25 protein-coding genes are annotated in these 26,008 nt (G+C 60.6%); 13 read left to right on the top strand and 12 right to left on the bottom strand.

Annotated features, from left to right (window positions below):
• Positions 1-31 precede the first annotated feature (31 nt).
• Together HDC32_RS18455 and HDC32_RS18450 are read right to left on the bottom strand one after the other, a co-directional pair.
• Positions 32-1,321 carry a cation:dicarboxylate symporter family transporter gene (locus HDC32_RS18455; protein WP_260403634.1) on the bottom strand — a complete coding sequence of 430 codons (1,290 nt, stop codon included), beginning with the start codon at positions 1,319-1,321 and terminating at the stop codon, positions 32-34.
• Positions 1,322-1,355: 34 nt separating this feature from the next.
• Entirely contained in the window at positions 1,356-1,769 is a 414-nt protein-coding gene (locus tag HDC32_RS18450) for a VOC family protein (RefSeq protein WP_184745073.1), read from the bottom strand.
• Positions 1,770-1,862: 93 nt separating this feature from the next.
• Between HDC32_RS18450 and HDC32_RS18445 the strand changes: the two genes are divergently transcribed.
• Positions 1,863-2,744 carry a LysR family transcriptional regulator gene (locus HDC32_RS18445; protein WP_184745071.1) on the top strand — a complete coding sequence of 294 codons (882 nt, stop codon included), beginning with the start codon at positions 1,863-1,865 and terminating at the stop codon, positions 2,742-2,744.
• Between the two features lie 25 nt (positions 2,745-2,769).
• On the opposite strand, the gene HDC32_RS18440 is transcribed toward HDC32_RS18445, so the two are convergent.
• On the bottom strand, positions 2,770-4,005 hold the full coding sequence (locus tag HDC32_RS18440; protein WP_184745069.1) for a sodium:proton antiporter: 1,236 nt from the start codon (positions 4,003-4,005) through the stop codon (positions 2,770-2,772).
• A gap of 194 nt (positions 4,006-4,199) precedes the next feature.
• On the opposite strand from HDC32_RS18440, the gene HDC32_RS18435 reads away from it, so the two are divergent.
• Entirely contained in the window at positions 4,200-4,586 is a 387-nt protein-coding gene (locus HDC32_RS18435) for an MAPEG family protein (RefSeq protein ID WP_131697463.1), read from the top strand.
• 128 nt (positions 4,587-4,714) lie between these two features.
• Here HDC32_RS18435 and HDC32_RS18430 read toward each other — a convergent pair whose 3' ends face one another.
• Positions 4,715-5,899, bottom strand: coding sequence for a murein transglycosylase A (locus HDC32_RS18430; RefSeq protein ID WP_131697462.1), 1,185 nt, complete (start codon positions 5,897-5,899; stop codon positions 4,715-4,717).
• A gap of 128 nt (positions 5,900-6,027) precedes the next feature.
• Here HDC32_RS18430 and HDC32_RS18425 point away from each other — a divergent pair, with 128 nt between their 5' ends.
• Positions 6,028-6,477 carry a cytochrome c gene (locus HDC32_RS18425; RefSeq protein WP_131697461.1) on the top strand — a complete coding sequence of 150 codons (450 nt, stop codon included), beginning with the start codon at positions 6,028-6,030 and terminating at the stop codon, positions 6,475-6,477.
• Between the two features lie 6 nt (positions 6,478-6,483).
• Here the strand turns inward: HDC32_RS18425 and HDC32_RS18420 are convergent, their stop codons facing one another.
• The 5 genes from HDC32_RS18420 to HDC32_RS18400 all read right to left on the bottom strand — a co-directional run bounded on the left by HDC32_RS18420 (position 6,484) and on the right by HDC32_RS18400 (position 11,471).
• Positions 6,484-6,879, bottom strand: a complete 396-nt coding sequence (locus HDC32_RS18420; RefSeq protein WP_131697460.1) for a DUF1090 domain-containing protein — start codon at positions 6,877-6,879, stop codon at positions 6,484-6,486.
• A gap of 66 nt (positions 6,880-6,945) precedes the next feature.
• Positions 6,946-8,610, bottom strand: a complete 1,665-nt coding sequence (gene ligB, locus HDC32_RS18415) for an NAD-dependent DNA ligase LigB (protein WP_184745067.1) — start codon at positions 8,608-8,610, stop codon at positions 6,946-6,948.
• Between the two features lie 95 nt (positions 8,611-8,705).
• The gene (locus HDC32_RS18410; RefSeq protein ID WP_131697458.1) at positions 8,706-9,056 is read right to left on the bottom strand and encodes a DUF1090 family protein; all 351 of its coding nucleotides are present in this window, start codon (positions 9,054-9,056) and stop codon (positions 8,706-8,708) included.
• A gap of 209 nt (positions 9,057-9,265) precedes the next feature.
• Complete coding sequence (metK, locus tag HDC32_RS18405; protein WP_053128075.1) at positions 9,266-10,456, bottom strand: methionine adenosyltransferase; 1,191 nt, start codon at positions 10,454-10,456, stop codon at positions 9,266-9,268.
• Positions 10,457-10,475: 19 nt separating this feature from the next.
• Positions 10,476-11,471, bottom strand: coding sequence for an ArsR/SmtB family transcription factor (locus tag HDC32_RS18400; RefSeq protein WP_131697456.1), 996 nt, complete (start codon positions 11,469-11,471; stop codon positions 10,476-10,478).
• Between the two features lie 272 nt (positions 11,472-11,743).
• Here HDC32_RS18400 and tkt point away from each other — a divergent pair, with 272 nt between their 5' ends.
• From tkt to fba, 6 genes are all read left to right on the top strand, one after another.
• Complete coding sequence (gene tkt, locus HDC32_RS18395) at positions 11,744-13,741, top strand: transketolase (protein ID WP_184745065.1); 1,998 nt, start codon at positions 11,744-11,746, stop codon at positions 13,739-13,741.
• Between the two features lie 138 nt (positions 13,742-13,879).
• Positions 13,880-14,935 carry an erythrose-4-phosphate dehydrogenase gene (epd, locus tag HDC32_RS18390; RefSeq protein ID WP_131697455.1) on the top strand — a complete coding sequence of 352 codons (1,056 nt, stop codon included), beginning with the start codon at positions 13,880-13,882 and terminating at the stop codon, positions 14,933-14,935.
• A 17-nt stretch (positions 14,936-14,952) separates the two neighbouring features.
• Positions 14,953-16,116 (top strand): phosphoglycerate kinase, encoded by a 1,164-nt coding sequence (locus HDC32_RS18385; protein ID WP_131697454.1) that lies wholly within the window; start codon positions 14,953-14,955, stop codon positions 16,114-16,116.
• A 29-nt stretch (positions 16,117-16,145) separates the two neighbouring features.
• On the top strand, positions 16,146-16,373 hold the full coding sequence (locus HDC32_RS18380; protein ID WP_184745063.1) for a hypothetical protein: 228 nt from the start codon (positions 16,146-16,148) through the stop codon (positions 16,371-16,373).
• A 60-nt stretch (positions 16,374-16,433) separates the two neighbouring features.
• Complete coding sequence (locus tag HDC32_RS18375) at positions 16,434-16,766, top strand: MliC family protein (RefSeq protein WP_027606036.1); 333 nt, start codon at positions 16,434-16,436, stop codon at positions 16,764-16,766.
• Between the two features lie 245 nt (positions 16,767-17,011).
• Complete coding sequence (gene fba, locus HDC32_RS18370; RefSeq protein ID WP_053128086.1) at positions 17,012-18,076, top strand: class II fructose-bisphosphate aldolase; 1,065 nt, start codon at positions 17,012-17,014, stop codon at positions 18,074-18,076.
• 174 nt (positions 18,077-18,250) lie between these two features.
• Here the strand turns inward: fba and HDC32_RS18365 are convergent, their stop codons facing one another.
• Complete coding sequence (locus HDC32_RS18365; protein ID WP_131699044.1) at positions 18,251-18,916, bottom strand: polysaccharide lyase family 7 protein; 666 nt, start codon at positions 18,914-18,916, stop codon at positions 18,251-18,253.
• Between the two features lie 308 nt (positions 18,917-19,224).
• Between HDC32_RS18365 and HDC32_RS18360 the strand changes: the two genes are divergently transcribed.
• The 3 genes from HDC32_RS18360 to HDC32_RS18350 are packed head-to-tail and all read left to right on the top strand — an operon-like array spanning position 19,225 to position 22,189.
• On the top strand, positions 19,225-21,330 hold the full coding sequence (locus tag HDC32_RS18360) for a bifunctional diguanylate cyclase/phosphodiesterase (RefSeq protein WP_131699045.1): 2,106 nt from the start codon (positions 19,225-19,227) through the stop codon (positions 21,328-21,330).
• Between the two features lie 42 nt (positions 21,331-21,372).
• A complete protein-coding gene (locus tag HDC32_RS18355) occupies positions 21,373-21,873 on the top strand; it encodes a M48 family metallopeptidase (protein WP_027606033.1) in 501 nt (166 codons plus the stop codon).
• Positions 21,874-21,892: 19 nt separating this feature from the next.
• Positions 21,893-22,189, top strand: coding sequence for a helix-turn-helix domain-containing protein (locus HDC32_RS18350; protein WP_167656770.1), 297 nt, complete (start codon positions 21,893-21,895; stop codon positions 22,187-22,189).
• Positions 22,190-22,309: 120 nt separating this feature from the next.
• Here the strand turns inward: HDC32_RS18350 and HDC32_RS18345 are convergent, their stop codons facing one another.
• Positions 22,310-22,762: a GNAT family N-acetyltransferase gene (locus tag HDC32_RS18345; protein ID WP_184745061.1), complete on the bottom strand. Its 453-nt coding sequence runs from the start codon at positions 22,760-22,762 to the stop codon at positions 22,310-22,312.
• A 201-nt stretch (positions 22,763-22,963) separates the two neighbouring features.
• Between HDC32_RS18345 and HDC32_RS18340 the strand changes: the two genes are divergently transcribed.
• On the top strand, positions 22,964-23,701 hold the full coding sequence (locus HDC32_RS18340) for an ABC transporter substrate-binding protein (RefSeq protein WP_131699048.1): 738 nt from the start codon (positions 22,964-22,966) through the stop codon (positions 23,699-23,701).
• Between the two features lie 94 nt (positions 23,702-23,795).
• Here HDC32_RS18340 and yccS read toward each other — a convergent pair whose 3' ends face one another.
• Positions 23,796-25,979: a YccS family putative transporter gene (gene yccS, locus HDC32_RS18335; protein ID WP_131699049.1), complete on the bottom strand. Its 2,184-nt coding sequence runs from the start codon at positions 25,977-25,979 to the stop codon at positions 23,796-23,798.
• Positions 25,980-26,008: the final 29 nt, after the last annotated feature.

Below are 26,008 nucleotides of genomic sequence, written 5' to 3'. Positions count from 1 at the left end.
CGTTCTTTGCGAGGCACCTGGATCAGGACTTTCAGGCTTTGAGCGACGTGCTGGCAGAATCGGCGGCAATTGTGCGGTCAGGTGCCTTCAGTTGACCTTCCCACCGGGCAATCACCAATGGCGCCAGCGCGTTGCCCAGCACATTCAACGCTGTGACCGGCATATCCATCAGGCGATACACGCCTGCAATGATCGCCACTCCTTCCACGGGCAGACCCGCCGCAGTCAAGGTCGCGGTAAGGATGATAAACATGAAACCCGGCACGCCCGCCGCGCCCTTTGACGTCAACACCATGATCAATACCAGCATCCCCTGATCCGCCAGACTCAGGTCGATGCCATATGCCTGGGCGATGAACAACGTGCCCAACGCAGCAAAAAGCGATGCGCCATCCAGGTTGAACGAGTAGCCCAGCGGGATAACCATGCTGGTAATAGGGCGCGGAGCACCGTAGCGCTCCATTTTTTCGATCAATTGAGGCATTACTGTTGCTGACGCGGCGCTGCTGTAGGCCAGCAACAATTCACTGCGTATCTCTTGCACCAAGTGGAAAAAGCCGACCCCCGCCAATCGTGCAACTGCGCCCAATACGCACAATGCAAATAACAGCACTGCGACATAAGTTGTGCCGATCAGTTTGGCCAGCGGCAGCAAGGCACTGAGGCCAAAGCTGGCGACGGTAACTGCGATCAGCCCGAAAATGCCGATCGGCGAGTAATGCATGACCAGATGGGTGACTTTGAACATGGTGTCGGAGATGCCCTGCATCACACTGATCAGGGGGGCCTTGCGCTGCTCGGGCAGCATAGACAAGGCGCAGCCGAACAGGATGGCGAAAAACAGCACGGAGAGCAGCTTGCCCTGCGACATGGCCAAGACGATGTTATCCGGCACGATCGCCAATAGCGTTTGCCCCAGATTCTGCGTTTTGCCGTTGGCGGCCAGTTCTGTTACTGGCGTCTGCAACGTACTGCCAAATTCGGCACCTGAGCCGGGCTCGACGACGTTTCCAACGATCAGACCAAAGACGATTGCAATACTGGTGATCGTGAAGAAGTAAACGAAGGTCTTCACGCCAACGCGTCCCAAGGCGGCAGGATTTCCCATCCCGGCAATGCCGACGGTCATGCAAGCAAAGACCAAAGGTACGACGATCATCTTCATCAGCTTGATAAACAAGTCGCCTGCCGGTTGCAGCAGATTGTCAATGAACCACGTCTTGTGTTCGGGAAACTGGTTGAGAAGGATGCCGACGATTATCCCGGCGGCCAGACCGATCATGATGCGAGTCACAAGGCTGGTTGGTTTTTTGGTGGTCATGTAGGTGCCCCTTATTGTTGTAGATTTCAGGGATTTATTGAGCGAACAGCGCGGCGAAGTCCTTGAACCCTTTCACCTCGATGGGGTTGCCGCTGGGGTCAAGAAAAAACATCGTGCGTTGCTCGCCTGGCTCGCCAGCGAATCGGATCACTGGCGGAATCTCGAAACATGTACCCAGGTGGGTAAGGCGTTCGGCAAGCGTCAGCCATTCCTCAAGCGGTAACACCACGCCGAGATGCGGCATCAGGACATGATGCTCACCGACCAGCCCGGTACGTGTGGTGGGAAACGGCGTGCCCAAGTGCAGTGAAAGCTGGTTCCCGAAAAAATCGAAGTCGATCCAGGTCTCGCTGCTACGGCCTTCCGTGCAGCCCAAAACATCTCGATAAAAAATGCGCGCCTGATTTAGGTCATAAACATGATATGCAGCGTGGAAAGGTCTGTTCATGGGGGGCATCTCTGTGTGGGAGAACCCTCAAATTAAACAGGTCGTGTACCCGGGTAAAACGGGTTCGCCTTGGTCTGAGCGAAAGGAAAACTTATGGATGTTCGATTCCTGAGAAGTCTGGTCGCCGTCATTGAAACCGGCTCCATTGCTGCGGCCGCGCGACGTGAAAACCGTACCGCAGCGGCGATCAGCCAACGGGTCAAGACGCTTGAGCGAACACTGGGGTGCACGCTGCTTATGCGCACTGCGCATGCCGCATGGCCCTCAGACCAGTGCCTGCTGTTGCTGCCAAAAATTCATGCGGTCATTGAACAGGCGCGCGAGTTGCAGGAGGACCTGAGCCAAGATGGCTTATCGGGAGAGATCAAGATCGGTGCCATTTCGACGGCATTGACCGGGGTCTTGCCGGGGGCGATTGAGCGACTGGCGCTTTCGGCACCAGGGCTGAGACTGAAGATCACACCGGGTGACTCCAGAAGCCTCTATGAGAGATTGCTGGCCCAGGAGCTGGACGCGGCGATTCTTGTCAGGCCACCCTTTCAGCCACCCAAGGCTTTGGCGACGACCTTGTTGCGGGCTGAACCTCTGATACTGATTGCCCCCGCTGGGTTTGGCACGCAAACGTTAGAAGCATTGCTGCGCGAGCGGCCATTCATCCGCTATGACGCTCGTTCGTGGGGTGGGCAGATTGCCCAGCGTTTTCTCGATGAACAGTCCTTTGATCCGCAGGTGTTGTGTGAGCTGGATGCCTTGGAAACCATCGTCATACTGGTCGCCCAAGGCATGGGTGTATCACTGGTGCCGCAGTGGGCAGGGATGTCTCGCAATGGCCTGTGTGTCTTGCCGGTCGACGACGCGCCGCGCTATGCGCGGGATCTGGTCGTCATGCATAGCTCGACGCCGCGGCGCCCACTGGCGATGCGGCACTTGCTTGAACACCTGGGCAATCGCAGTGCGCCCTTAGGCAACGTGTGATGTAGCGACGTAATTGCTCACAGCTTCACTGGGGCTCGGCTATGCGCTTTACGACTCGGCCAATGGTCAAGCCCTGCACCAGGATCGACGACAGCACCACGATGTAGGTGATGCTCAGCAGCAGATCGCGCTCCGGACCCAGTGGCAGGGCCAGCGCCAGTGCCACTGAAACCCCGCCGCGCAAACCGCCCCAGGTCAGGATACGGATGGTGCCGCGCGGCACCGTGCGCCAGCGGCGCAGCAACAGGATCGCCGGGGCCACGGTCAGTAGGCGAGACAGCAGCATCGCCACTGCCAGCAAACTGGCCGCGAACACGTGCAGCCAGTTGAACGGCAACAGCAGCAGCTCCATGCCGATCAGCGCAAAGAGCAGCGCGTTGAGCATGTCATCGAGCAGTTCCCAGAAGCCGTCCAGGTAGCGCCGGGTCATGTCGTTCATCGCCAGCTTGCGCCCCAGGTTGCCGATGATCAGCCCCGCCACCACCATCGCGATCGGTGCGGAGACGTGCAGTTCGGTGGCCATCGCCGAGCCGCCGATCACCAGGGCGAGGGTCAGCATCACTTCGATCTGGTGCTGTTCGATGCTCTTGATCATCAGGTACACCAAGTAGCCGATCAGCCCGCCGAAGACCACGCCGCCAATTGCCTCATGGGCGAACAGCATGGCCGTGGCGCCCACGGTCGGCGTCTCGCCCAACTGCGCGATACCCAGCAATACGGTAAACACCACCACCGCCGTGCCGTCGTTGAACAGGCTCTCGCCCACAATCGTGGTCTTCAGCGGTTTCGACGCATTGGCGGTTCGCAGCACGCCCAGCACCGCAATGGGGTCGGTGGGCGAGATCAGTGCGCCGAACAGCAGGCAGTAAAGGAAGCTCACGTGCCAGCCAAACAGGGCGAAGATGTAATAGGCCAGGCTGCCGATCACCACGGTGGCGATCAACACGCCGAAGGTTGCCAGCAGGCCGATGGGCCAGCGGTAGCTGCGCAGGTCGTTCAAGTTGACGTGCAAGGCGCCCGCGAACAGCAGGAATGACAGCATCCAGTTCATCAGCAGGTCGCCGAAGTCGATCTGGCCGATCAGTTGCTGGATGCGCTCCTCCAGGCCTGGGTAGCCGAGCAGGCTCAGGCCTTGCAGGATCAGGGAAAACAGCAGGGCCGTGACCATGACACCGATGGTGGGCGGCAAGCCGATAAAACGGAAGTTCACGTAGGTGAGCAGGGTGGTGAGGCAAATGAAGGCGGCGACAAGTTCAAGCATCCGGGGTCCTTGGACGGTGGGTGGTGGAGTGTTAGTGGGGGGATGGACCGCAGTGGCGGCTTGAGGTTGCAAGGTCTTGGGCGAAAGTGCGGTAGAACCTTTCGGTGTCGCGCGGCTCATAGCGGTTAGGTGCGATATTGGGTTTTTAGTGCTAGAACTCTAATCGCTTTATAAAACTACAAAAGGAATGAGTGATGACGGCTGCTTTCTGGTGTGTGTTGATCGCGATTTTTCTGCCTTACCTGTGTACGGGGGTGGCCAAGTTCAGTGGCGGCAAGTTCGGGCCACGACAGAACCACGACCCGCGTGCTTTCCTGGATACACTCGACGGGTTTGCCAAGCGGGCCCACAGTGCGCAGCTCAACAGCTTTGAAGTGACGCCAGCGTTTGCGGCGGCGGTGATTATCGCCCATTTGGCCGGCACGGCCGAACTGGTGACCATCAATGTGCTGGCCGTGCTGTTTATCACCAGCCGCCTGCTGTACATCATTTGCTACCTGGCCGACTGGGCGATGTTGCGTTCGCTGGTGTGGGCGGTGGGCATGGCGTTGATTGCGAGTTTCTTCTTCGTCTCGATCTGACCCGATTTATGTAGGAGCGAGCTTGCTCGCGAAGAATGAACAGACGACGCGGGCTGCCAGAAAGCGCTGCGTTATCGTTGACGTTTTTCGCGAGCAAGCTCGCTCCTACGGGGTGTTTTCGGCGAATGTCAGGTTCCGGTAGGTGCATCCGGCACCTGCGGCAATGCCGCGCCCTTGGGCCACAGCATCCAGATCTGCCCTTGCTGCTTCATGTTTCCCGCCAACTCTCCGGCAGCATCACCCGTGCCCCAGAACAAATCCGCGCGCACTTCACCGGTGATTGCACCGCCGGTGTCCTGCGCGGCGACGGGGCGTGCCAATGGCGAGCCGTCGGGCTTGGTAGTCGACAGCCACAACAGGCTGCCCAGCGGAATCACCTTGCGATCCACCGCCACGCTGTAACCGGCCGTCAACGGCACATTCAGCGAACCGCGTGGACCTTCATTACTGTCGGGGCGTGCGCTGAAAAACACGTAGCTGGGGTTGCTCGCCAGCAGTTCCGGGATGCGTTCCGGGTGCGCCTTGGCCCAAGCGCTGATGGCGCCCATGGTCACGTCTTCTTTCTTCAACTCGCCTTGCTCCACCAGCCAACGGCCGATAGGGCGGTAGGGGTAGCCGTTTTGGTCGCCATAACCGACGCGCAGCTGGCGCCCGTCCTTGAGTTGAATGCGGCCCGAGCCCTGGATCTGCAGAAATTGCAGGTCCATCGGGTTGGTCAGCCAGGCAATCGGCTTGGCGGTGGAGCCTTGGCCGTTGATCGCGCTGGCATCGTCATAGGGCTTGAGCACACGGCCTTCAAGGCGACCGCGCAGGCGCTTGCCCTTGAGTTCCGGGTAGATGCTTTCCAGATTGACGATGATCAGGTCGTCCGGCACGCCATACACGGGAACATGGGCGGTGGCGGTCTTGGTCAGGCTGCCGGGGTAGACCGGTTCGTAGTAGCCGGTGATCAAGCCGTTGGGGGTGTTATCAGCCGAACGCAGGCCGAACACATCCAGGCGCTCTTTGAGAAACCCGCGCACCGCTACGGCATCGCCGGGCACGCTGGCTGCTGCGGCACAGGTCGCGCCCCATACCGGGTCTGCCTTGAGGCGTTGGCAGGCGCTGCGCCAGGATTCAAAACCGGCCAGCAAGTCGGAGTCGGACACGCTCGGCAAAGCCTCCCAAGGGGCATTCACGTAGGTGGCCACGGCGTGGGGTTTAACAGTTTCATCTTTGCCGGCGTCTTTGCCCGCGTCACAGCCTGCCAGCAGTGCAATTATCGGCAGAGCCCACGCCAGGCGGCGGCTCCAGTGTTTCAATGTGAAATTCATGCAATCAGTTCCTGAAGCGATTGCCTGCGCCGCAGCGCCTGTGGGCAATCCTTATTATTAATAGGGCTATTGGTCTTTACGGGCGGGGCGAGGATACTGGCCGCCGTTTCCCGTGACCCTGAGCCACCATGACTTTTAAAAAAATTACACTTGTGCTGTTGGCCTGCCTGACGCTGTCCGCCTGCGGCGGTGTCGACCCGAATTCGCCCCTGGGCCAGCGTAAGGCGATCTTCAAGCAGATGCTCAAGACCGGCGAAGACCTGGGCGGCATGCTGCGTGGGCGCATCCCCTTCGATGGCGCGAAATTCGCCGAAGGCGCGGTCAAGCTCGATGCGCTGTCCCATGAACCGTGGAAACACTTTCCGAGCGTACGCGAAGAGGATCACACCAGTGCCAAGGACGACGTGTGGCAAAAGCAGGCGCAGTTTCAGCAACTGGCTCGCGACCTGGAAGCGGCCACCGGTGAGTTGGTGATCGCCAGCCAGGTGCAGCCCTACAAGGCCAGCAACCTTACGCCTGCCGTACAGAAAGTCGAAGATGCCTGCAGTGCCTGCCATAAACAATTTCGGGATCACTGACCGGTTTTACTGGTCGAGTTCTTCCACGGCGTCCTGCAGTTCCTTGCGTGACTCGGCGAGTTTGTCCTTACGCTTGTTGATCTTGTCCGCGTCGCCTTTTTTCATCGCCTTGTCGAGGTCGGCCTGACGGCGGCTGACCTCGTGCTTGGCGTCGAGTACCTTGTTTTCGCGCTCCTTCCTCAAGGAGGCATCCGTGCAGTTGGCGGTGACTTCGCTCAGGGCTTTTTCCAGGCCGGCTTGCTGGTCGCTGTTGCCGTGGGCCTTGGCCTGTTCGATCTGGGTGCTGATGGCCTGGCGTTTGGCGGCACAGCCGGTGAGTGGGGTGGCTTCTTCGGCGGCCAGCAGTGGCGTGGCCATGAAGCTTGCGACGGTCAACAGGGCGAAAGGGGCGAGGAATTTCATGTGGAGCTCCAGGTGCGCAAATAGCAGGGTGAATTCTGCTGTGATTCAAAGGTGGCTGGGTTGGGTTCAAAAACCGTCTATTCCGGCCACGCGTAATGTTTCAGCCAGGGTCTGTACGTGTGGGTCGCGAAAAAAAGCGCTCAGTTGCGCCGCGCGGCCCGGGCCGATGCCATCAATGGCCAGCCAGGCCTGGGTGTCTCTGGCGACCAGCGTCTGCCAGTCGCCTTCCAGGTTGTTACGTGCCGCAGGCGGTACACCCAAGGCCTTGAGCCATTGTGCAAAGGGGCGTTGCCGAGCGCTGTGAAGGCTGTGGAGCAGCCGCGTGCGGCTGCGCTCACCGAAGCCATCAATGTTAGCAAGCTCTGCCGCATCCAGGGTTAACCAATCGAGAAAGCCTGCGATTAGACCGGCCTGGATCAATATGTTCCACGTCTCGCGGCCTATGTGCGGCAATGCCAGGCCCTGGTTGCCGCTCAGCCAGGTAAGGCGTGCGAGCAGCTGTTCTTCGCAGCCGGGGTCCAGCTGCCAGCAACTCAACGCGTGAAAGTCCCGAGGATCGGGCACTGGCAGCTCGACCCTGGTGGTATTGCGCAGGATCACTTGGTCCAGCCGAGGGATCACTTGGCCCGCCAGGCTCACGGACACTTGGTCGCCCGGGCGAATATCCAAGGCCTGCCAGCGCTTCAAGGAGCCAGCGTTGACCCGGCTGATCCGGCGGTCGTCCAGGCGCACAGGCTCCAGTTCCAGAATGGGGGTGATGCGTCCGGTGCGGCCGATCTTGAACTGCACCTGGCGCACCAGAGCCAGGGCTTTGGAGGCGGGGTACTTCCAGGCGACCGCCCAATAAGGCGCGCTGACCTGCCAGCGCTCGGCAGGTGCGCGTAATGCCTGGTGCAGCACCACCCCGTCGCTGGCGAAGGGCAGTGGGTGGTTGTACCAATAAGTGCGCCAGTGCCCGGCTTCGGCGATGTTCTGGACTGGCTGGCTATAGCGCTGGCTGTCGGTGAACCCCCAGCGTGCCAGGGTGGCCAGGCGTTCGGCAAAGGCAGCGGGGCCGTTCGGCCAGGCCCAGACAAACAGGCCGATGCCGGCGGCGTCGGTGTCGCTCAACTGCCGGCGGTTCATCATTCCAGCCACCTTGCTGCGCGTGTTGAGCCCGCCACGAGCCGATTGCACATGCTCGTCAAGGCGCCAGTAGAGCTCGCCTTGCAGCACCAGATCGATGGGTTCCGGCAGTTGCTGGACAATGGCGGGGATCTTGCGCGCGGAGGCTGACCAGTCCTGGCCGAGTGCGCCATCGCCTCGGCTGATCAACTGCTTCAATTGGCCCTGGCGATACACCAGGGTCACCGCCACGCCGTCGACCTTGGGTTGAATCCACACGTCTTGTCGTGTGTTCAGCCAGGCGCCGACGGCTTGTTCATCCAGCAGTTTTTTCAGGCCTGTATGGGCGACCGGATGCGGCAAGGTGCCCCGGGCGCTGGCCAGTGGGTTGTCAGATTGGGTGGTGGCTTGTGAGAAGCACTGGCGCCAATGGGTCAGGCGCTGGAGGGCCTGGTCGTAGAGTTCATCGCTGACGTGGGATTGGCCGAGGCGGTGGTAACTGTCGTCCCACAGGCGGATTTGTTCGGCCAGGGTGTCGACCTGGGTCCGGGCCTCATCGGGGCAGTTTTCAGCCCAGGCCGAAAAGGGTAGAGCGCTGAGTAGAAGAGCAATCAATAAACGCATCATGAGCATCCTTGCTCGAAAGGGGCGCCCAGCCTAAATGATCCCTTCACCCACAAAAAAGCCCCGACGATGCGGGGCTTTTTACCGGGTGTTTCGGCTTACTTGAACAGACCGCCCAGTGCTTTCACGGCATCAGGCTTATCAGCCTTGGCTTCCTGGGTTTGCTGCTTGGCGTCGGCTTTGGCCTGGGCTTCAGAGAGTTTGTCACAACCTTTGTTGATCTGGTCTTGCGCCGCTTTGAAGGCCTTCACTTTCAAGCTGTCGTTGCTGGCTTCGGCCGCATCGATCTTGGTTTGCAGGTCTGCGGATTGCTTTTGGCAGTCGCCAGCGTTGCTGACACCCAACTGGGAGCCCAGGGCGCCACTCAGTGCGCTCAGGTCGGCGGCGTGGGCCGACAGGGCGAACAGGCTGATCAGAAGGGCGGCAGGGGCGAGCGGGGAGATGCGCATGAAAAACCTCAATGTTCGATTGCCTGCGCACTTATGAATCCCGGGCTGGCGCAGGGCAATATCCAAATAAGGTAGAGGCCCGAGAGGGCGCGGATTCTAGAGGGCCATTATTTCGCCTGCAAGCATTGGATCCAAAAAATGTGAAGAGAGTCCCGCAATAAAAAAGCCCCGCCGGGCAAACCCGGCGAGGCTTTATGTACCGTGAGCGTTTACAGGCCGGCGGCAGTGCGCAGGTCGTTGGCGCGGTCGGTTTTTTCCCAGGTGAAGGTGGTGAAGGTGTCGTCACCGACGGTCTTCTGCGCAGGGGTACGACCGAAGTGGCCGTAGGCTGCGGTTTCCTGGTACATCGGGTGCAGCAGGTCGAGCATGGTGGTGATCGCGTAAGGGCGCAGGTCGAAGATCTCGCGCACCAGCTTGACGATCTTGTCATCGCTGATCTTGCCGGTGCCGAAGGTATTCAGCGAGATCGACGTAGGCTGGGCCACGCCGATGGCGTAGGACACCTGAATCTCGCAACGCTCGGCGAGGCCGGCAGCTACGATGTTCTTGGCCACGTAGCGACCGGCATAAGCGGCCGAACGGTCAACCTTGGATGGGTCTTTACCGGAGAACGCGCCACCGCCGTGACGGGCCATGCCGCCGTAGCTGTCGACGATGATCTTGCGACCGGTCAGGCCGCAGTCACCTACCGGGCCGCCAATGATGAACTGGCCGGTGGGATTGATGTGGAACTGGGTGTCCTTGCTCAGCAGTTCGGCCGGCAGCACGTGCTTGACGATCAGCTCCATTACGCCTTCGCGCAGGTCGGCGTAGGAAACGTCCGGGTTGTGCTGGGTCGACAGTACAACGGCGTCGATACCGACCACTTTTCCGCCTTCGTAGCGGCAGGTCACCTGGGACTTGGCATCCGGGCGCAGCCAAGGCAGCAGGCCGGATTTACGCGCTTCGGCCTGACGCTGCACCAGCTGGTGCGAGAAGGTGATCGGTGCCGGCATCAGCACCTCGGTTTCGTTGCTGGCGTAGCCGAACATCAGGCCTTGGTCGCCGGCGCCCTGGTCTTCCGGCTTGGCACGGTCGACGCCCTGGTTGATGTCGGGCGACTGCTTGCCGATGATGTTCATCACGCCGCAGGTCGCGCCGTCGAAGCCGACGTCGGAGCTGTTGTAGCCAATGTCGGTGATCACATCACGGACGATCTGCTCCAGGTCAACCCAGGCGGTAGTGGTCACTTCGCCAGCGATGATCGCTACACCGGTTTTCACCAGAGTCTCGCACGCCACACGGGCGAACTTGTCTTCAGCAATGATGGCGTCCAGCACCGCATCAGAAATCTGGTCGGCGATTTTGTCCGGATGCCCTTCAGACACGGACTCGGAGGTGAAAAGGGAGTATTCGCTCATCTCGATGTTTTCCTGATATTTACCGATGGTGAGTGTCGCCAGTCGGTCGCTGAAAGTGGCGGACCTGGATCTGGAAACCATTACGTAAACCTACATAGAGGCTTTCCCCGGGAACGAGTCCCGCAGCGGTGGCCCAACGGGCCAGATCGTCCTGTTCAAAACCCAACCAGAGATCACCGCAGGCCTCCCTGGCCCAATTCTGGTTGTGGCTGCATAAATCCGTAACCAACAGGCTACCGCCGGGTTGCAGCAACCCGGCCATTTGCTTTAAGGCGTCGGCGGGGGCAGCGAAATGGTGCAGGACCATGTTCAGCACCACGCAATCGGCCTTGATCGTTGTGCTGCTCAGAGCATCAGCCAACTGCAGGCTGACATTGCCCAACGCCTCGCGCTCACAGAGCTGGCGCGCCAGTTCGAGCATCGCCGGGCTGTTGTCCAGCGCCGTGACTTGCTGAAAGCGGCGCGCCAGTTCCGGCAGGAAACCGCCATCCCCAGGCCCAACTTCCAGTGCCGTGGCCCCTTCACTGAAGCTCAGCTTGTCCAGCAGCGCCAGTACGCTGTCGCGGTATTGGGTCAGGCCTGCGATCAGGTCCTGTTGGGCGCGAAATTTGTCGGCAACCCGTGCGAAAAAGTCCTGGCTCGCGGCGGCCCGTTGCCCGTGGACCTGGCCGATGCGTGACTGCACGTCATTTGGCAGGCTCAGGCTGTCCACTTCCTCAAGTAAGGCGGCGTGCAGCTTGCCGCCGAGCAGGTCGGTGTGGGGCAGGGCGCGGCGGTAGAAAATCGCATTGCCTTCGCGGCGGGTGGCGACCAGGTCGGCCTGGGACAGCACCTTCAGATGGTGGCTCATGCCGGACTGGCCGATGGCGAAGATCTGTGCCAGTTCCAGCACGCCGAATGAATCGTTGGTCAGTGCGCGCAGTACGTTCAGACGCAATGGGTCGCCAGCGGCCTTGCACAAGGCTGCCAGGTCTTCGCCGTCGTCAGGACGCAGGGTGGGCACGGGTAGGTTCATAAGACCAGCAGTCTAGTGACGGGTGGGTATCCTCGCAAGGCCAATATCAAAAAGTTTTGATATTGGTCGATAAGTGGCGGTTATAAGCAGCCGCTATAACCTTTAGACGAAGCGGTTAAAGGTTTCTGCAAGCGATTGCCGCCCAAAGCACAGGAAAAACACCTGCAAGTGACTATCTGTCATTGCCCGCAGGCGGTGGCTGAGGGAAAATGCCGGTCCTTTTTTCCGTTTCTTTTAATCATTCACTCTTCAAAATCCTCAGGAGAACAGCGATGCCCAGCCGTCGTGAGCGTGCCAACGCCATTCGTGCCCTCAGCATGGATGCCGTGCAAAAAGCCAACAGCGGCCATCCCGGTGCCCCGATGGGCATGGCGGATATCGCCGAGGTACTTTGGCGTGATTACCTGAAGCACAACCCGAGCAACCCGTCGTTCGCCGATCGTGACCGCTTCGTGCTGTCCAACGGCCACGGCTCGATGCTGATCTACTCGCTGCTGCACCTGACCGGCTACGACGTCACCATCGATGACCTCAAGAGCTTCCGCCAGCTGCACAGCCGCACTCCGGGTCACCCTGAATTCGGCTACACCCCAGGCGTGGAGACCACCACCGGCCCCCTGGGCCAAGGCCTGGCCAACGCCGTAGGTTTCGCGCTGGCAGAAAAAGTCCTGGGCGCGCAATTCAACCGCCCTGGCCACGACATCGTCGATCACCACACCTACGTGTTCCTGGGTGATGGCTGCATGATGGAAGGCATTTCCCACGAAGTTGCTTCCCTGGCCGGCACCCTGGGCCTGGGCAAGCTGATCGCCTTCTACGATGACAACGGTATCTCCATCGACGGCGAAGTCGAAGGCTGGTTCACCGACGACACCCCTAAGCGTTTCGAAGCCTACAACTGGCAGGTAATCCGCAATGTCGACGGCCACGATCCGGAAGAAATCAAGACCGCCATCGACACCGCCCGCAAGAGCGCGCAGCCGACCCTGATCTGCTGCAAGACCACCATCGGCTTCGGCTCGCCGAACAAGCAAGGTAAAGAAGACTGCCACGGCGCCCCACTGGGTGACGCGGAAATCGCCCTGACCCGCGAAGCGCTGAAGTGGAACCACGGCCCGTTCGAAATCCCGGCCGACATCTACGCCGAATGGGATGCCAAGGAAAAAGGCCTGGCCACCGAAGCCGAGTGGGACCAGCGCTTCGCTGCCTACTCCGCTGAGTTCCCTGAATTGGCCAATGAGCTGGTGCGCCGCCTGGCCGGTGATCTGCCTGCCGACTTCTCGGAAAAAGCCTCGGCCTACATCGCCGAAGTCGCGGCCAAGGGCGAGACCATCGCCAGCCGTAAAGCCAGCCAGAACACCCTGAACGCCTTTGGCCCGCTGCTGCCTGAGTTCCTCGGCGGTTCGGCTGACCTGGCCGGTTCCAACCTGACCCTGTGGAAGGGCTGCAAAGGTGTCTCGGCCGAAGACGCCAGCGGCAACTACATGTACTACGGCGTGCGCGAATTCGGCATGAGCGCCATCATGAACGGCGTGTCCCTGCACGGCGGCCTGGTGCCTTACGGCGCGACGTTCCTGATGTTCATGGAGTACGCACGTAATGCCGTGCGTATGGCCGCGCTGATGAAGAAGCGTGTGATCCATGTGTACACCCACGACTCCATCGGCCTCGGCGAAGACGGCCCGACGCACCAGCCGGTCGAGCAACTGACCAGCCTGCGTACCACGCCGAACCTGGATTGCTGGCGCCCAGCCGACGCGGTGGAATCCGCGGTGGCCTGGAAGCACGCGATCGAGCGCAAGAACGGTCCTTCGGCGCTGATCTTCTCCCGTCAGAACCTGCAACACCAGGTGCGTACCGACGCGCAGATCGCCGACATCAGCCGTGGCGGCTACGTGCTCAAGGACTGCATCGGCGAGCCGGAGCTGATCCTGATCTCCACCGGTTCCGAAGTGGGCCTGACCGTTCAGGCGTACGACAAGCTGACTGCCCAAGGCCGTAACGTGCGCGTTGTGTCCATGCCGTGCACCAGCGTGTTCGAAGCCCAGGACGCCGACTACAAGCAATCGGTGCTGCCGTTGCAGGTCAGCGCGCGTATCGCCATCGAAGCGGCTCACGCCGACTACTGGTACAAGTACGTGGGCCTGGAAGGCCGCGTGATCGGCATGACCACCTACGGTGAGTCGGCGCCGGCGCCAGCGTTGTTCGAAGAGTTCGGTTTCACCCTGGAAAACATCCTGGGTCAGGCTGAAGAGCTGCTGGAAGACTAAGTCAGTCTGCGTTGTCTGTACTGGCGCTATCGCGGGCAAGCCCGCTCCCACATTTGGATCTCGGTCTACTGTGGGAGCGGGCTTGCCCGCGATGGCGATACTGCATTCAACACCGAACTAACCTTGATCGAGAACCCCATGCCCCAACCGCGTCCCTACAAAGTTGCACTCAACGGCTACGGCCGCATTGGTCGTTGCGTCTTGCGTGCTCTGTTCGAGCGAGGGGCGGCAGCCGGGTTTGAAATTGTCGCGATCAACGATCTGGCTGACATGGCCAGCATCGAATACCTGACACGCTTTGACTCCACCCACGGCCGTTTCCCCGGCGAAGTGCGGGTCGAAGGCGATTGTCTGCATATCAACGGCGACTGCGTGAAAGTATTGCGCAGTGCCACCCCCGAGGGCATCGACTGGGCGGCGCTGGGTGTCGACCTGGTGTTGGAATGCTCCGGTGCCTACAACACCCGTGCCGATGGCCAGCGTTTCCTCGATGCCGGCGCTCCGCGTGTGCTGTTTTCCCAGCCGATGGCCAGCGAGGCGGATGTCGACGCCACCATCGTCTTCGGCATCAACCAGGATTGCCTGACCGGCAATGAGCTGCTGGTGTCCAACGCCTCCTGCACCACCAATTGCAGCGTGCCGCTGTTGCGCCTGCTGGATCAGGCGATCGGCCTGGACTACGTGTCGATCACCACCATCCACTCGGCGATGAACGACCAGCCGGTGATCGACGCCTATCACCATGAAGACCTGCGCCGCACGCGCTCGGCGTTCCAGTCGGTGATTCCGGTGTCCACAGGCCTCGCCCGCGGCATTGAACGCCTGCTGCCGGAACTTGCCGGGCGAATCCAGGCCAAAGCCGTACGGGTGCCGACGGTGAACGTGTCCTGCCTGGACATCACCATGCAAACCGTCAGCGACACCGATGCCGTGGAGGTCAACCGGATCCTGCGCGACGCCGCCACCAGCGGCCCGCTCAAAGGCTTGCTGGCCTACACCGAGTTGCCCCACGCCAGTTGTGATTTCAACCATGACCCGCATTCGGCAATTGTCGATGCCAGCCAGACCCGCGTTTCCGGCCCGAGGCTGGTGAACATCCTGGCCTGGTTCGACAACGAATGGGGCTTTGCCAACCGAATGCTCGACGTTGCGGAACATTATCTGCATATCGCCTCTAAACAACCTCAACAGTAATTCAGGAACTGCCACCCATGACCGTGTTGAAGATGACCGACCTCGATCTGCAAGGTAAGCGCGTACTGATCCGCGAAGACCTCAACGTCCCCGTCAAGGACGGTGTTGTCACCAGCGATGCGCGAATCCTGGCCTCGCTGCCGACCATCAAGCTGGCCCTGGAAAAAGGCGCGGCCGTGATGGTCTGCTCCCACCTGGGTCGCCCGACCGAAGGTGAGTTCTCCGCCGAAAACAGCCTCAAGCCGGTAGCCGACTACCTGAGCAAGGCCCTGGGCCGTGACGTGCCGTTGGTGGCTGACTACCTGGACGGCGTTGACGTTAAGTCTGGCGACATCGTGCTGTTTGAAAACGTGCGCTTCAACAAAGGCGAGAAAAAGAACAGCGACGAACTGGCCCAGCAATACGCCGCCCTGTGCGACGTGTTTGTGATGGACGCTTTCGGCACTGCCCACCGTGCCGAGGGTTCGACCCACGGCGTGGCCAAGTTCGCCAAGGTGGCGGCTGCCGGCCCATTGCTGGCGGCTGAACTGGATGCACTGGGCAAAGCCCTGGGCGCTCCGGCCCAACCGATGGCTGCCATCGTTGCCGGCTCCAAGGTGTCCACCAAGTTGGACGTGCTCAACAGCCTGAGCCAGATCTGCAACCAGTTGATCGTCGGCGGCGGCATTGCAAACACCTTCCTGGCTGCAGCAGGCCACCCGGTGGGCAAGTCCCTGTACGAGCCGGACCTGCTCGATACCGCCCGCGCCATTGCCGCCAAGGTCAGCGTGCCGCTGCCGGTGGACGTGGTGGTGGCCAAGGAATTCGCTGAAACAGCCGAGGCCACCGTCAAGCTCATCGCCGACGTGGCCGCCGACGACATGATCCTCGACATCGGCCCGCAAACCGCAGCCAACTTCGCTGAATTGTTGAAAGCCTCCCAGACCATCCTGTGGAATGGCCCGGTCGGCGTGTTCGAGTTCGACCAGTTCGGCAATGGCACCAAAGTGTTGGCCAAGGCCATCGCAGAAAGCTCGGCATTCTCCATCGCCGGTGGCGGCGACACCCTGGCGGCCATCGATAAATATGGCGTCGCTGACCAGATCTCCTACATTTCCACCGGTGGCGGCGCATTCCTCGAATTCGTCGAAGGCAAAGTCCTGCCGGCCGTTGAAGTGCTGGAAACCCGAGCCAAAGGCTAAGGCTCGTGATCCGGAAAAGGAGCATTCCCATGATCAAGTCGTTGGCAATGGTGATCGCAGCGGGCCTGTTGGCCGGCTGCGGCAGCACGCCAAGCGCAGCGCCGCAGGCAGGGAAACCTGCCCCGGAGCAGAAAAAAACCTGCTACCAGGCTGACTGGCAAGCCGAGACCATGCCGGTGATCAACAAGCGTATCGGCAACGAACGGCTGGAGAGATATGACTCTGCGCCCAACGGTCAGGAACAGGGTTGCCCTTGACGGGTCTGATCAACTAACCGACGGCATCGGCGGCCTTTGGCCCCGCTGCGAGGATTGGCTATGAAAGGCGTTTTCGCCCTGGCAGCCCTGGCCCTATTGGCCGGTTGCAGCAGCATGAACATGTTCAACAAAGCAGAGCCGGAAGGTAAGTGGACCACCTGGACCTGCGACAGCAAGGCCGAGGTCAACTGGCGCTTCGCCAACCAGGCCCGCAGTGAGGTGGATGTACGCCTCGGCGGTTCCGACCAGGTTTATCGCCTCAAACAGGATGTGGCGGCTTCGGGCGTGCTGTACAGCAACGACCAGTTGGCGTTTCACACAAAAGGTGAGGAAGGCCTGGTTTACTGGGTTGCCACCGACGATTTGATCGGGCGCGGCTGCAAGGCCCAGTAAATAGAACGCGGCCTCACCATCGATGAGACCAAAATGTGTGGGAGGGGGCTTGCCCCCGATAGCGGTGGATCAGCCAACAGAGTCATCACTGACAGGCTGTCATCGGGGGCAAGCCCCCCTCCCACATCAGCAATAACGATTCAGCACGCCAGGCATGCAAAGCCTGACCTGCAATAACTTGAATAGCAGCCGCCGCTACGGCAGGCTTGCACGATTAACGACCCTCGACCGGGAGAGACAACACAATGGCACTTATCAGCATGCGTCAAATGCTGGACCACGCAGCCGAGTTCGGCTACGGCGTCCCAGCCTTTAACGTCAACAACCTTGAGCAGATGCGCGCCATCATGGAAGCCGCTGACAAGACCGACTCCCCAGTGATCGTCCAGGCTTCGGCCGGTGCGCGCAAATACGCCGGTGCTCCTTTCCTGCGTCACCTGATCCTCGCTGCGATCGAAGAATTCCCACATATCCCGGTGTGCATGCACCAGGACCACGGCACCAGCCCTGACGTGTGCCAGCGCTCCATTCAACTGGGTTTCAGCTCGGTAATGATGGACGGCTCCCTCGGTGAAGACGGCAAGACCCCGACCGACTACGAGTACAACGTGCGCGTAACCCAACAAACCGTGGCCATGGCCCATGCCTGCGGCGTTTCGGTTGAAGGCGAACTGGGTTGCCTGGGTTCCCTGGAAACCGGCATGGCCGGTGAAGAAGACGGCATCGGCGCCGAAGGCGTGCTGGATCACAGTCAGATGCTGACCGACCCGGAAGAAGCTGCCGACTTCGTCAAGAAGACCCAAGTGGACGCCCTGGCAATCGCCATCGGCACCAGCCACGGCGCCTACAAGTTCACCAAGCCACCGACCGGCGACGTACTGGCCATCGACCGCATCAAGGAAATCCACAAGCGCATCCCTAACACCCACCTGGTGATGCACGGCTCTTCCTCGGTACCGCAAGAATGGCTGGCGATCATCAACCAGTACGGCGGCGACATCAAAGAAACCTACGGCGTACCGGTTGAAGAAATCGTCGAAGGCATCAAGTACGGCGTGCGCAAGGTCAACATCGACACCGACCTGCGCCTGGCGTCCACCGGCGCGATGCGTCGCCTGATGGCCACCAACCCGAGCGAGTTCGACCCACGTAAATTCTTCGGCGCAACCGTGACCGCGATGCGTGATGTGTGTATCGCTCGCTACGAAGCCTTCGGCACTGCCGGTAATGCGTCGAAGATCAAGCCGGTTTCGTTGGAAGCGATGTACCAGCGTTACCTGAAAGGTGAGTTGAACGCTAAGGTGAACTAAGCCTCAGGCGTTACAAAAGAAGCCCGCAGCGATGCGGGCTTTTTTGTCGCTGGAATTTGATCAGCTTGCAGGCGTGTAGGACCAGCACCGAGTCCTAAGGTGTTGGAGGGCGTTTACCAAGGAATGGTCCTAGTGCTGATCAGACAATCCCTGCTCGAAATGAGGCCAGTCCCTTCACTCGTGATCAATATCCAACTTCGCAAACGTCACCTTTGCGCCTTCCTTGCTGTCCCCGCTGTTGTCCTGCACATAAGCGCCCGCCTTGAAGTACAGCGGCTTGGCCGCCCACGCTGCACCGATGCGTTCGTTCCACTCACTGTCGGCGGCGTACACGCTGAGCAGCCCGGCTTTGTTGAGGTTGATCACGTAGGTAAAGCTTTTCTCCAGCGGCACATTGGACGCGACGATGATCACGCGGCTTTCATTTTCATCCGGGCGCATGCGCACCTTGGCGACGATGTTGCCGGTCTGGGTCTTTTCCTTGAACTGGTATTCGAGTTTGATCAGCGGTTTCTGGCTGTCGTAGGCGTGGATCTGGCCGATGACGATCTTGCCGCTGGAGGGCACCTGGTTGACCGCGAGGGTGGCGCGCAGGAAGTTATCGGCTTCGGGGTAGGTCCAGTTGCGCAGGCGGCCGTCGGCGTAGGTTTCGCGCAGTTCGCTGCGTGGGTACACGGCGTTTTCGGTGCGGGTGCCGGTGACCGGTGTCCAGAATTGCACGTTGCTGCCTTCGGCCTGGAAGTATTGGTCGTTGAAACCGCTCATCAGTTTTGGGGTGTCGATGGTGGCGGGCGGGGAGCCGACCGGAATGCTCAGGTTCCAGGTGGAGAGGTCGATCATGGCGTTGGCCTTTTACAGGGGGTGAAGGCTTTGGCCCGGGGGCCTGACAGGTTCTTTATAGGCGGTGGTCGGCCAGTTGTTAAACATTTACTGGCAATTTATTGGCGCCAAAGGAATGCCAAAAAGCCATGTTTCCCATGAAACGTGGGCTGTAGAGGTTGACCGTTAGTCGGCTGACTGAACTTTGGCGCAATGATGGCATCCACGTCACTTCTGATTTTCAGGAACCGGGGCTAGAGTGAGGCCTCAATGTTTGTCCGGGTTTTCTCTCAGAAGTGACCGGAGTAGACCTAAGGAAGAGACCTAGCATGGAATGCGCTCCACCTCATGGCGATGGCAGTTCGGTTCTTCTGGTGGTCGATGACTACCCTGAAAATCTGATCAGCATGTGTGCGCTTCTACAACGCGATGATTGGCTGGTGGTGACCGCTGCGTCCGGGGTGGAAGCCCTGGAGTTGCTGCTGCAGCATGATGTCGACCTGGTGCTGCTGGATGTGATGATGCCCGGCATGGACGGCTTCGAAGTTGCCCGCTTGATGCGCGGCAGTCACCGCACGCGCATGACCCCGATCATCTTTCTAAGCGCCAACGCCCAATCTCCCGCCGCCGTGCTGGAAGGCTACGCCAGCGGCGCCATCGACTACCTGTTCAAACCCTTCGACCCGCACATTCTCAAGCCTAAGGTCCAGGCGTTGCTGGAGCACCAGCGCAACCGTCGGGCCTTGCAGCGCCTGAGCCATGACCTGGAGTCCGCCCGGGCGTTCAATGCGTCGGTGTTGGATAACGCCGCCGAGGGCATCCTGGTGGTGAGTGAAGAGGGCGTGATCGAATACGCCAACCCGGCGATTTCGCGCCTGCTCAATGCCACGATCCAGGAACTGCAAGGCCAGGACTTCCTGAGGTTCCTGCAAAAACCCCATGTGCCCGTCTGGCTGGAGTCGCAGATGTTCGCCGGCTATCGCCGGGGTGAAACCTGGCGCCTGCACGATGCGCTCCTGCGTACCGGCCGTGGCCAGCAAGTGCCGGTGGCGTTGTCCTGCGCGCCGCTGCCGGCTGAGCAGAAGGCCATGGTGGTGACGGTGCTGGATATGTCCGAAGTGCGCCACCTGCACCAGCAGCTGGAGTTCCAGGCCGTGACCGACCCGCTGACGGGGCTGCTGAACCGGCGCGGTTTTTACCAGGCGGTGGAAAACACGTTATTGCGCAGCGAGCGGACAGAGCAGGCCCTGGTGCTGCTGTACCTGGACCTTGACGGCTTCAAACGGGTCAACGATTCCCTGGGCCATGATGCCGGCGACCGGGTTCTGCGCTGGGTCTCGGAGCAATTGCAGGGCTGTCTGCGTTCCTACGACATTCTCGGCCGCATGGGCGGCGACGAATTCACGGCGTTGCTGGAGCTTGAGTTCCCGGAGCAGGCGGCAAAAATTTCGGAAAAACTGATCGAGCGAGTTTCTGCGTGCCAGCAGGTCGATGGTTTGGATGTCATGCTCGGCGTCAGTATCGGCATCGCCACCTTCCCGGACTGTGGCTCGGATTTGAATGGGTTGTTGCGTGCGGCCGACATCGCCATGTACGAAGCCAAACGCGCAGGCCGTCAACAGTATCGCTATTACGACCAGGAAATGAACGGGCGCGCCCGCTCGCGGCTGATGCTCGAAGACAGCGTGCGCACGGCGATTCAGAACAAGGATTTCACCTTGGTCTATCAACCTCAGGTCTCGCTGGTGGATGGCCGCCTGCGCGGCGTTGAGGTGTTGTTGCGCTGGCAACACCCCAGCGTCGGCGATGTGCCGCCGGGGCTTTTTTTGCCGTTGCTGGAAGAGGCGCGGCTGATCAGCCAACTGAGCGCCTGGATTTACCAGCAGGTTGCGGCCCAGCGCCAGGCCTGGCAGGCGACGTTCGACGATGAATTGGTGCTGAGCGTGAGCCTGAGCAGCAGCCAATTCAATACGCCTAACCTGGCCAATCAGTTGCAGCAGGTGTTGGAGCGACATGGGCTGCAGGGGCGTCAGCTGGAGGTGGAAATCAGCGAGGACTGCCTGATGAGTAACCTGGAAGAGGCCGCCAAGCAGCTCAAGTTGCTGCGCCGTATCGGGGTGCGTATCGCCCTGGATGACTTCGGTTCGGGGCAGTGTTCCCTGGCGCATTTGCGCGACCTGGCGTTCGACACGCTCAAGCTTGATCCGCAATTGGTTGCGCGGCTGCCGGGCTCGGTGCGGGATGCGGCGATGGCGCGCAGCATTATCGAGCTGTGCGGGCATTTTGAGGTGGTCGTGGTGGCCGAGGGTGTAGAAACCCAGGAGCAGGCCCAGTGGCTCAAGGCCCAGGGTTGCCCGTTTATCCAGGGGCCGTGGGCGGCGCAGCCGTTGATAGCCGAAGAAGTGCTCGACTGGTCGCGCGCTCGCGTGCGCTGAATTCGCTACACTGGCGCCATTCGAATCCTGTTGCAGACCCCAATGACCGCGCTGAAATACCTCCAGGCCTACCCCGCAGCCCTCCAGGAGCAAGTACGCCAACTGATCGCCAAGGACCAGTTGGGCGCCTATCTGGAGCAGCGTTACCCCGACCGCCATGGGGTGCAGAGCGACAAAGCCCTGTACGCCTATGCCCAGGCCTTGAAGCAGGAACACCTGCGCAACGCGCCGGCCATCGACAAAGTGCTGTTCGATAACCGCCTGGACCTGACCCACCGCGCCCTTGGCCTGCACACCACAATTTCACGGGTGCAGGGCGGCAACCTCAAATCCAAGAAAGAGATCCGCATTGCCTCGCTGTTCAAAGAGGCCGCACCGCAATTCCTGCGCATGATCGTGGTTCACGAGCTGGCGCACTTCAAGGAATCGGACCACAACAAAGCGTTCTACAAACTCTGCGACTACATGATGCCCGGCTACCACCAGGTGGAATTTGACCTGCGGGTGTACCTCACGTATCGCGACCTGCAGGGCAAACCCTGACCGCACAAGGCGACTGACCATGGATGTGAGCAAGACCAAAAGCAGCTTCTACCGCCGCCTGTACGTGGCGTACCTGATCGACAGTGGGTTGGCCAGCAGCGTCCCGGCATTGACCGACGTCACCGGCATGCCCCGGCGCACCGCGCAGGACACGATTGCGGCGCTGGCCGACTTGGATATCGTGTGTGAGTTCGAGCAGGAAGAGGGGGCCCGCAACCATGCCGGGCACTATCGGATTCGCGACTGGGGCGCGATTGATCGGGGGTGGATCGAGGGGAATCTCAGTCAGATCAAGCGGGTTCTGGATTACCCCTGAGTTCAGCGGTGGCTGGGCCGACGCTATCGGGAGCAAGCCCCCTCCCGCAGTTTGAACGGTGAATACATTCAAAATGTGGGAGGGGGCTTGTCGAATCGTCGCACCGCCCCGATGGCAGTCTCAAGCGCGCCGCATTCCGATATGTGGAATGTCATCCTCCAGGTACTCCTCACCCGCCACCACAAACCCATACCGCCCGTAATACCCCTGCAAATGTGCCTGGGCTGACAGGAAGATCGGCGTCTCGGGCCAGATATCCTCAATCTGCCTGAGGGTTTCTTCCATCATCTGGTGCCCCAGCCCGGTGCCCCGTGCAACCGGCGCAACGATCACCCGGCCGATCACCACGTCGCCGCCCTGGGACTCCGGGTCCAGCAGGCGCAGGTAGGCCACCAGTTCGTCGTCTTTCCAAGCCATCAGGTGGTGGGTATCGCCCGCCAGGTCTTGCCCGTCGATGTCCTGGTAGATGCACTTCTGTTCGACAACGAAGACCTCGCCGCGCAAACGCAAAATGGCGTACAGCTGCTCCTTGCCCAGGTCAGTGTGATGCTTGCAGACCCAATCGACTGTCATGGTGTGTTCTCACGTAAATGTCTGTTCTGGATAGTAAGCGCGACGGGCAGCGGTGTCTAAATCAACTATTTTTGTGAATGAAATCAATTTGCCATCATTGAGTGCTCTCGACGTCCGTTTCTTTGTGTAATCTGAGCTAATGTTAGAACCTCAGGCACTGCCTGAGCTAAGGCCACCGCCTGCCCCCCAAGGACGTTGAGCATGCCGCGATTGTCTCGTGCCGTTGCTTTGATTGGAGTGTTTTTGCTGGCGATGCCTGTGTACGCACAGCGTTTGCGCCTGGTCGCGGATGCCTGGCCACCCTTTACCGATTCCACCTTGATCAATGGTGGGTTGGCGACCGACATTGTCACCACGGCCTTGGCCCGCGCGGGTTACGCCAGTGACTTCGAACAGGTGCCCTGGGCGCGGGCGCTGATGGGCGTGGGCGACGGGCGTTATGACGTGCTGGTCAACGCCTGGTACGACGAGGCGCGTACGCATTTGGGGCAGTTCTCCGGTGAATACCTGCTCAATCGCGTGCGTTTCATCAAGCGCCGTGACGATCCCATTGAATTTCAGAACCTGGAACAGTTGCACGACTATCCCATTGCCGTGGTGCGCGGTTATGCCTATTCGGCGGCGTTCGATGGGGATGTGCAGTTGCAGAAAGTGCCGGTGCATAACTTCGCCATGGCGGTGCGCATGCTGGCGGCGCAGCGGGTGCGGCTGACGGTGGAGGATGAGTATGTGGCGCGCTATTACCTGTCGCGGGAATCGGCGCGGGTGCGCAATTCGGTGGAATTCTTACCCACGCCGCTGAGCGAAAACAGCCTGCATATTCTGGTCAGCCTGAAGCACCCTGAGCATGCGCAGATCGTTGCCGGTTTTGACCGCGAGATTGCCAGGATGAAGGCCGATGGCAGTTATGCGCGGTTGATGAAGGCCCATGGCATGTAATGCCTGTGGGCCTCATCGGGAGCAAGCCCCCTCCCACAGTTTTGATTTGTGAACACAGTCAACATGTGGGAGGGGGCTTGCCCCCGATAGCGGACTAAGCCGCGCTGGTGTCCTTGATCAAATGCGCCGCCAAGGTGCGCAGCGGTCCCAACTGCCGGCATATCAACGCCAACTGCGTCTGCACCAACCGCTGCCCTTCATCAATCTCATCCGGCATCTGCTCCAGATCCGCCGCCAAGGCCTCCTCGGCATCGCTCTGAATCGCAATCGGCTGCTTGTTCGCCAGCCCCGTGGCGATTTCATCAATGCTCGCCGCCAGGCTATTGCCGGCGCCATCGATCAAGTGTTCACGCACCTCGGCCGGCAGCTGGGTTTCGCGGTGTGCGCCGAGCCCCGACAGGTAGCTGAGCAATGTGTGCGACAGCACCAGGAAGCGGAAGCCCACATCCGCTTCCTTACGGAAATGACCAGGTTCCATCAGCATATTCGCCAGGGTGGTGGACAGCGCCGCATCGGCGTTGTGGGCATTGCGCCGGGCCAGGCGGTAAGCCAGGTCGTCGCTCTTGCCGGCGGCGTATTGCTGCATGATCTGGCGCAGGTAAATGCTGTTGCAGGTCAGAGTGTTGGCCAGCACCTTGTTCAGGCGCCGACCTTGCCAGTCCGGCAGGAACAGGAAGACCGCCAGGCCTGCAATCAAACTGCCGAGCAAGGTATCGAACAGCCTTGGTAAAAACAGCCCGTAGCCATCGCCCACCTGGTTGAAGCAGAACAACACCATCAGGGTGATGGCTGCCGTGGCCAGGGTGTAGCGGGTGGTGCGGTTGATAAAGAACACCAGGCCGGCGGCGATGGCGAACATCGACTGCACCAGCGGGCTTGGGAACAGATCGAACAGCGCCCACGCCACGGTGAGGCCGATGGCGGTGCCGATGATCCGCTGGCCGAGCTTGCGCCGCGTGGCGCCGTAGTTCGGTTGGCAAACAAACAGCGTGGTGAGGATGATCCAGTAGCCCTGGGAGGCGTGGATCGCATGCAGCATGCCGTAGCCGACGGTCAGCGCCAGGGACAGGCGCAGCGCATGGCGGAACAGCAGCGACGTCGGCGTCAGTTGCGTACGCAGGCGCGTCCACATTTCCTTCAGGTTACGTGGGGCGCGGTCCAGCAGGTTGCTGTCGGTGGCGTCGGCCAGGGCATCGGGGTTGCTCGCGTCGCCGAGCAGGCGGTCGAGTGTGGACAGGTTGGCCGCCAGGGCGCGCAACGAACGCAGCAGGCCGCGCCATGCCGGGTTGCTCTGGATGCGCAGGTGTTCCAGGGAAGCATTCAGGTCGCTGAGGGCTTCGGCGAAGCTGTCGTCATAGATGAACGGCTGGCGCAGCTGGATCGACTCGGCCAGGGCCTGGCAGGCCTTGCCTTGCTGGCGTAGCAGGCGTTGGCAGCGGAACAGCACATCGCTGTGGAAGAACGCATCGGCCAGGGCGTTGTAAGGATAGTGGGACGAGCTGGCACGTTCGTGGATGTCCTGGGCCAGGAAGTACAGCTTGAGGTAGCGACTGACCTTCGAGCCCGGTCGGCCATTGCCTACACGGTGCAGGATGATTTCCTTCGCCGCATTCAGCGCCGCCACCACCCGGCCATTTTGCTGGGCCAGTTCCAGGCGGCGAGCTTCCACGTCCAGTTGGCGAATCGGTTCGAACAACGATGATTTGAGCTTGAGGTAACGCCCCAGCTCGCGGAACAACCGCGCCAGGCTCTGCTGCACCGGCTGGTTGGAAAACAGCGCCTGCCACAGCACCGACAACGCGCCGTACCAGGCGGCACCGGCCACCAGCAGCAACGGCTCATGCCAGAAATCACTGACGGCGCCGCCGCGCTGGTCCACACCGATCATGGTGTAGACCGACAGGATCAAGGTGGCAGAAGCAATCGCACCATAGCGTTCGCCCAAGGCGCCGAGCATGGTCAGGCAGAACGTGGCCAGGGCCAGGGAGATGGCGAAAATCCAGGGGTAGGGGAACAGCAGCTCCACCGACAGCGCGGCAATGCTGAAACACACCAGCGTCACTGCCAGGGCGTTGAGGCGGCCTTGCCAGCTGTCGTCGGTCTCGGCCAGGGCGCTGGCGATAATCCCCAGGAACAGCGGGATCAGCAGGGTCATCTCATCCTGATACCAGCACAGCGTCATGCTGCCGGTGAGGGCGATGAACACCCGGATGCTGTAGCTGAATTTATCCAGCGCCCACAGGCGCCGCATGGACTGCTTGAACGAGGTCGATGACATGAAGTCTGGAGTCTTCCGGGACGATGCCG

Source organism: Pseudomonas sp. JAI120 (assembly GCF_014207255.1).
GTDB lineage: Bacteria > Pseudomonadota > Gammaproteobacteria > Pseudomonadales > Pseudomonadaceae > Aquipseudomonas.
Note: the sequence above shows the minus strand (reverse complement) of the source record. Positions and strands in the feature narration are given on the sequence as shown.

Bases quoted from the DNA above. Each gene is read 5' to 3' on its own strand.
- ligB (WP_184745067.1), bottom strand. From the start codon at position 8,610: ATGATGCGTTTATTGATTGCTCTTCTACTCAGCGCTCTACCCTTTTCG.
- HDC32_RS18350 (WP_167656770.1), top strand. From the start codon at position 21,893: ATGGATGTGAGCAAGACCAAAAGCAGCTTCTACCGCCGCCTGTACGTG.
- HDC32_RS18340 (WP_131699048.1), top strand. From the start codon at position 22,964: ATGCCGCGATTGTCTCGTGCCGTTGCTTTGATTGGAGTGTTTTTGCTG.
- HDC32_RS18375 (WP_027606036.1), top strand. From the start codon at position 16,434: ATGAAAGGCGTTTTCGCCCTGGCAGCCCTGGCCCTATTGGCCGGTTGC.
- fba (WP_053128086.1), top strand. From the start codon at position 17,012: ATGGCACTTATCAGCATGCGTCAAATGCTGGACCACGCAGCCGAGTTC.
- HDC32_RS18410 (WP_131697458.1), bottom strand. From the start codon at position 9,056: ATGCGCATCTCCCCGCTCGCCCCTGCCGCCCTTCTGATCAGCCTGTTC.
- HDC32_RS18445 (WP_184745071.1), top strand. From the start codon at position 1,863: ATGGATGTTCGATTCCTGAGAAGTCTGGTCGCCGTCATTGAAACCGGC.
- tkt (WP_184745065.1), top strand. From the start codon at position 11,744: ATGCCCAGCCGTCGTGAGCGTGCCAACGCCATTCGTGCCCTCAGCATG.
- HDC32_RS18365 (WP_131699044.1), bottom strand. From the start codon at position 18,916: ATGATCGACCTCTCCACCTGGAACCTGAGCATTCCGGTCGGCTCCCCG.
- HDC32_RS18440 (WP_184745069.1), bottom strand. From the start codon at position 4,005: ATGCTTGAACTTGTCGCCGCCTTCATTTGCCTCACCACCCTGCTCACC.
- HDC32_RS18355 (WP_027606033.1), top strand. From the start codon at position 21,373: ATGACCGCGCTGAAATACCTCCAGGCCTACCCCGCAGCCCTCCAGGAG.
- HDC32_RS18400 (WP_131697456.1), bottom strand. From the start codon at position 11,471: ATGAACCTACCCGTGCCCACCCTGCGTCCTGACGACGGCGAAGACCTG.
- HDC32_RS18425 (WP_131697461.1), top strand. From the start codon at position 6,028: ATGACTTTTAAAAAAATTACACTTGTGCTGTTGGCCTGCCTGACGCTG.
- metK (WP_053128075.1), bottom strand. From the start codon at position 10,456: ATGAGCGAATACTCCCTTTTCACCTCCGAGTCCGTGTCTGAAGGGCAT.
- HDC32_RS18420 (WP_131697460.1), bottom strand. From the start codon at position 6,879: ATGAAATTCCTCGCCCCTTTCGCCCTGTTGACCGTCGCAAGCTTCATG.
- HDC32_RS18360 (WP_131699045.1), top strand. From the start codon at position 19,225: ATGGAATGCGCTCCACCTCATGGCGATGGCAGTTCGGTTCTTCTGGTG.
- epd (WP_131697455.1), top strand. From the start codon at position 13,880: ATGCCCCAACCGCGTCCCTACAAAGTTGCACTCAACGGCTACGGCCGC.
- HDC32_RS18435 (WP_131697463.1), top strand. From the start codon at position 4,200: ATGACGGCTGCTTTCTGGTGTGTGTTGATCGCGATTTTTCTGCCTTAC.
- HDC32_RS18345 (WP_184745061.1), bottom strand. From the start codon at position 22,762: ATGACAGTCGATTGGGTCTGCAAGCATCACACTGACCTGGGCAAGGAG.
- HDC32_RS18385 (WP_131697454.1), top strand. From the start codon at position 14,953: ATGACCGTGTTGAAGATGACCGACCTCGATCTGCAAGGTAAGCGCGTA.
- HDC32_RS18450 (WP_184745073.1), bottom strand. From the start codon at position 1,769: ATGAACAGACCTTTCCACGCTGCATATCATGTTTATGACCTAAATCAG.
- HDC32_RS18455 (WP_260403634.1), bottom strand. From the start codon at position 1,321: ATGACCACCAAAAAACCAACCAGCCTTGTGACTCGCATCATGATCGGT.
- HDC32_RS18430 (WP_131697462.1), bottom strand. From the start codon at position 5,899: ATGAATTTCACATTGAAACACTGGAGCCGCCGCCTGGCGTGGGCTCTG.
- yccS (WP_131699049.1), bottom strand. From the start codon at position 25,979: ATGTCATCGACCTCGTTCAAGCAGTCCATGCGGCGCCTGTGGGCGCTG.
- HDC32_RS18380 (WP_184745063.1), top strand. From the start codon at position 16,146: ATGATCAAGTCGTTGGCAATGGTGATCGCAGCGGGCCTGTTGGCCGGC.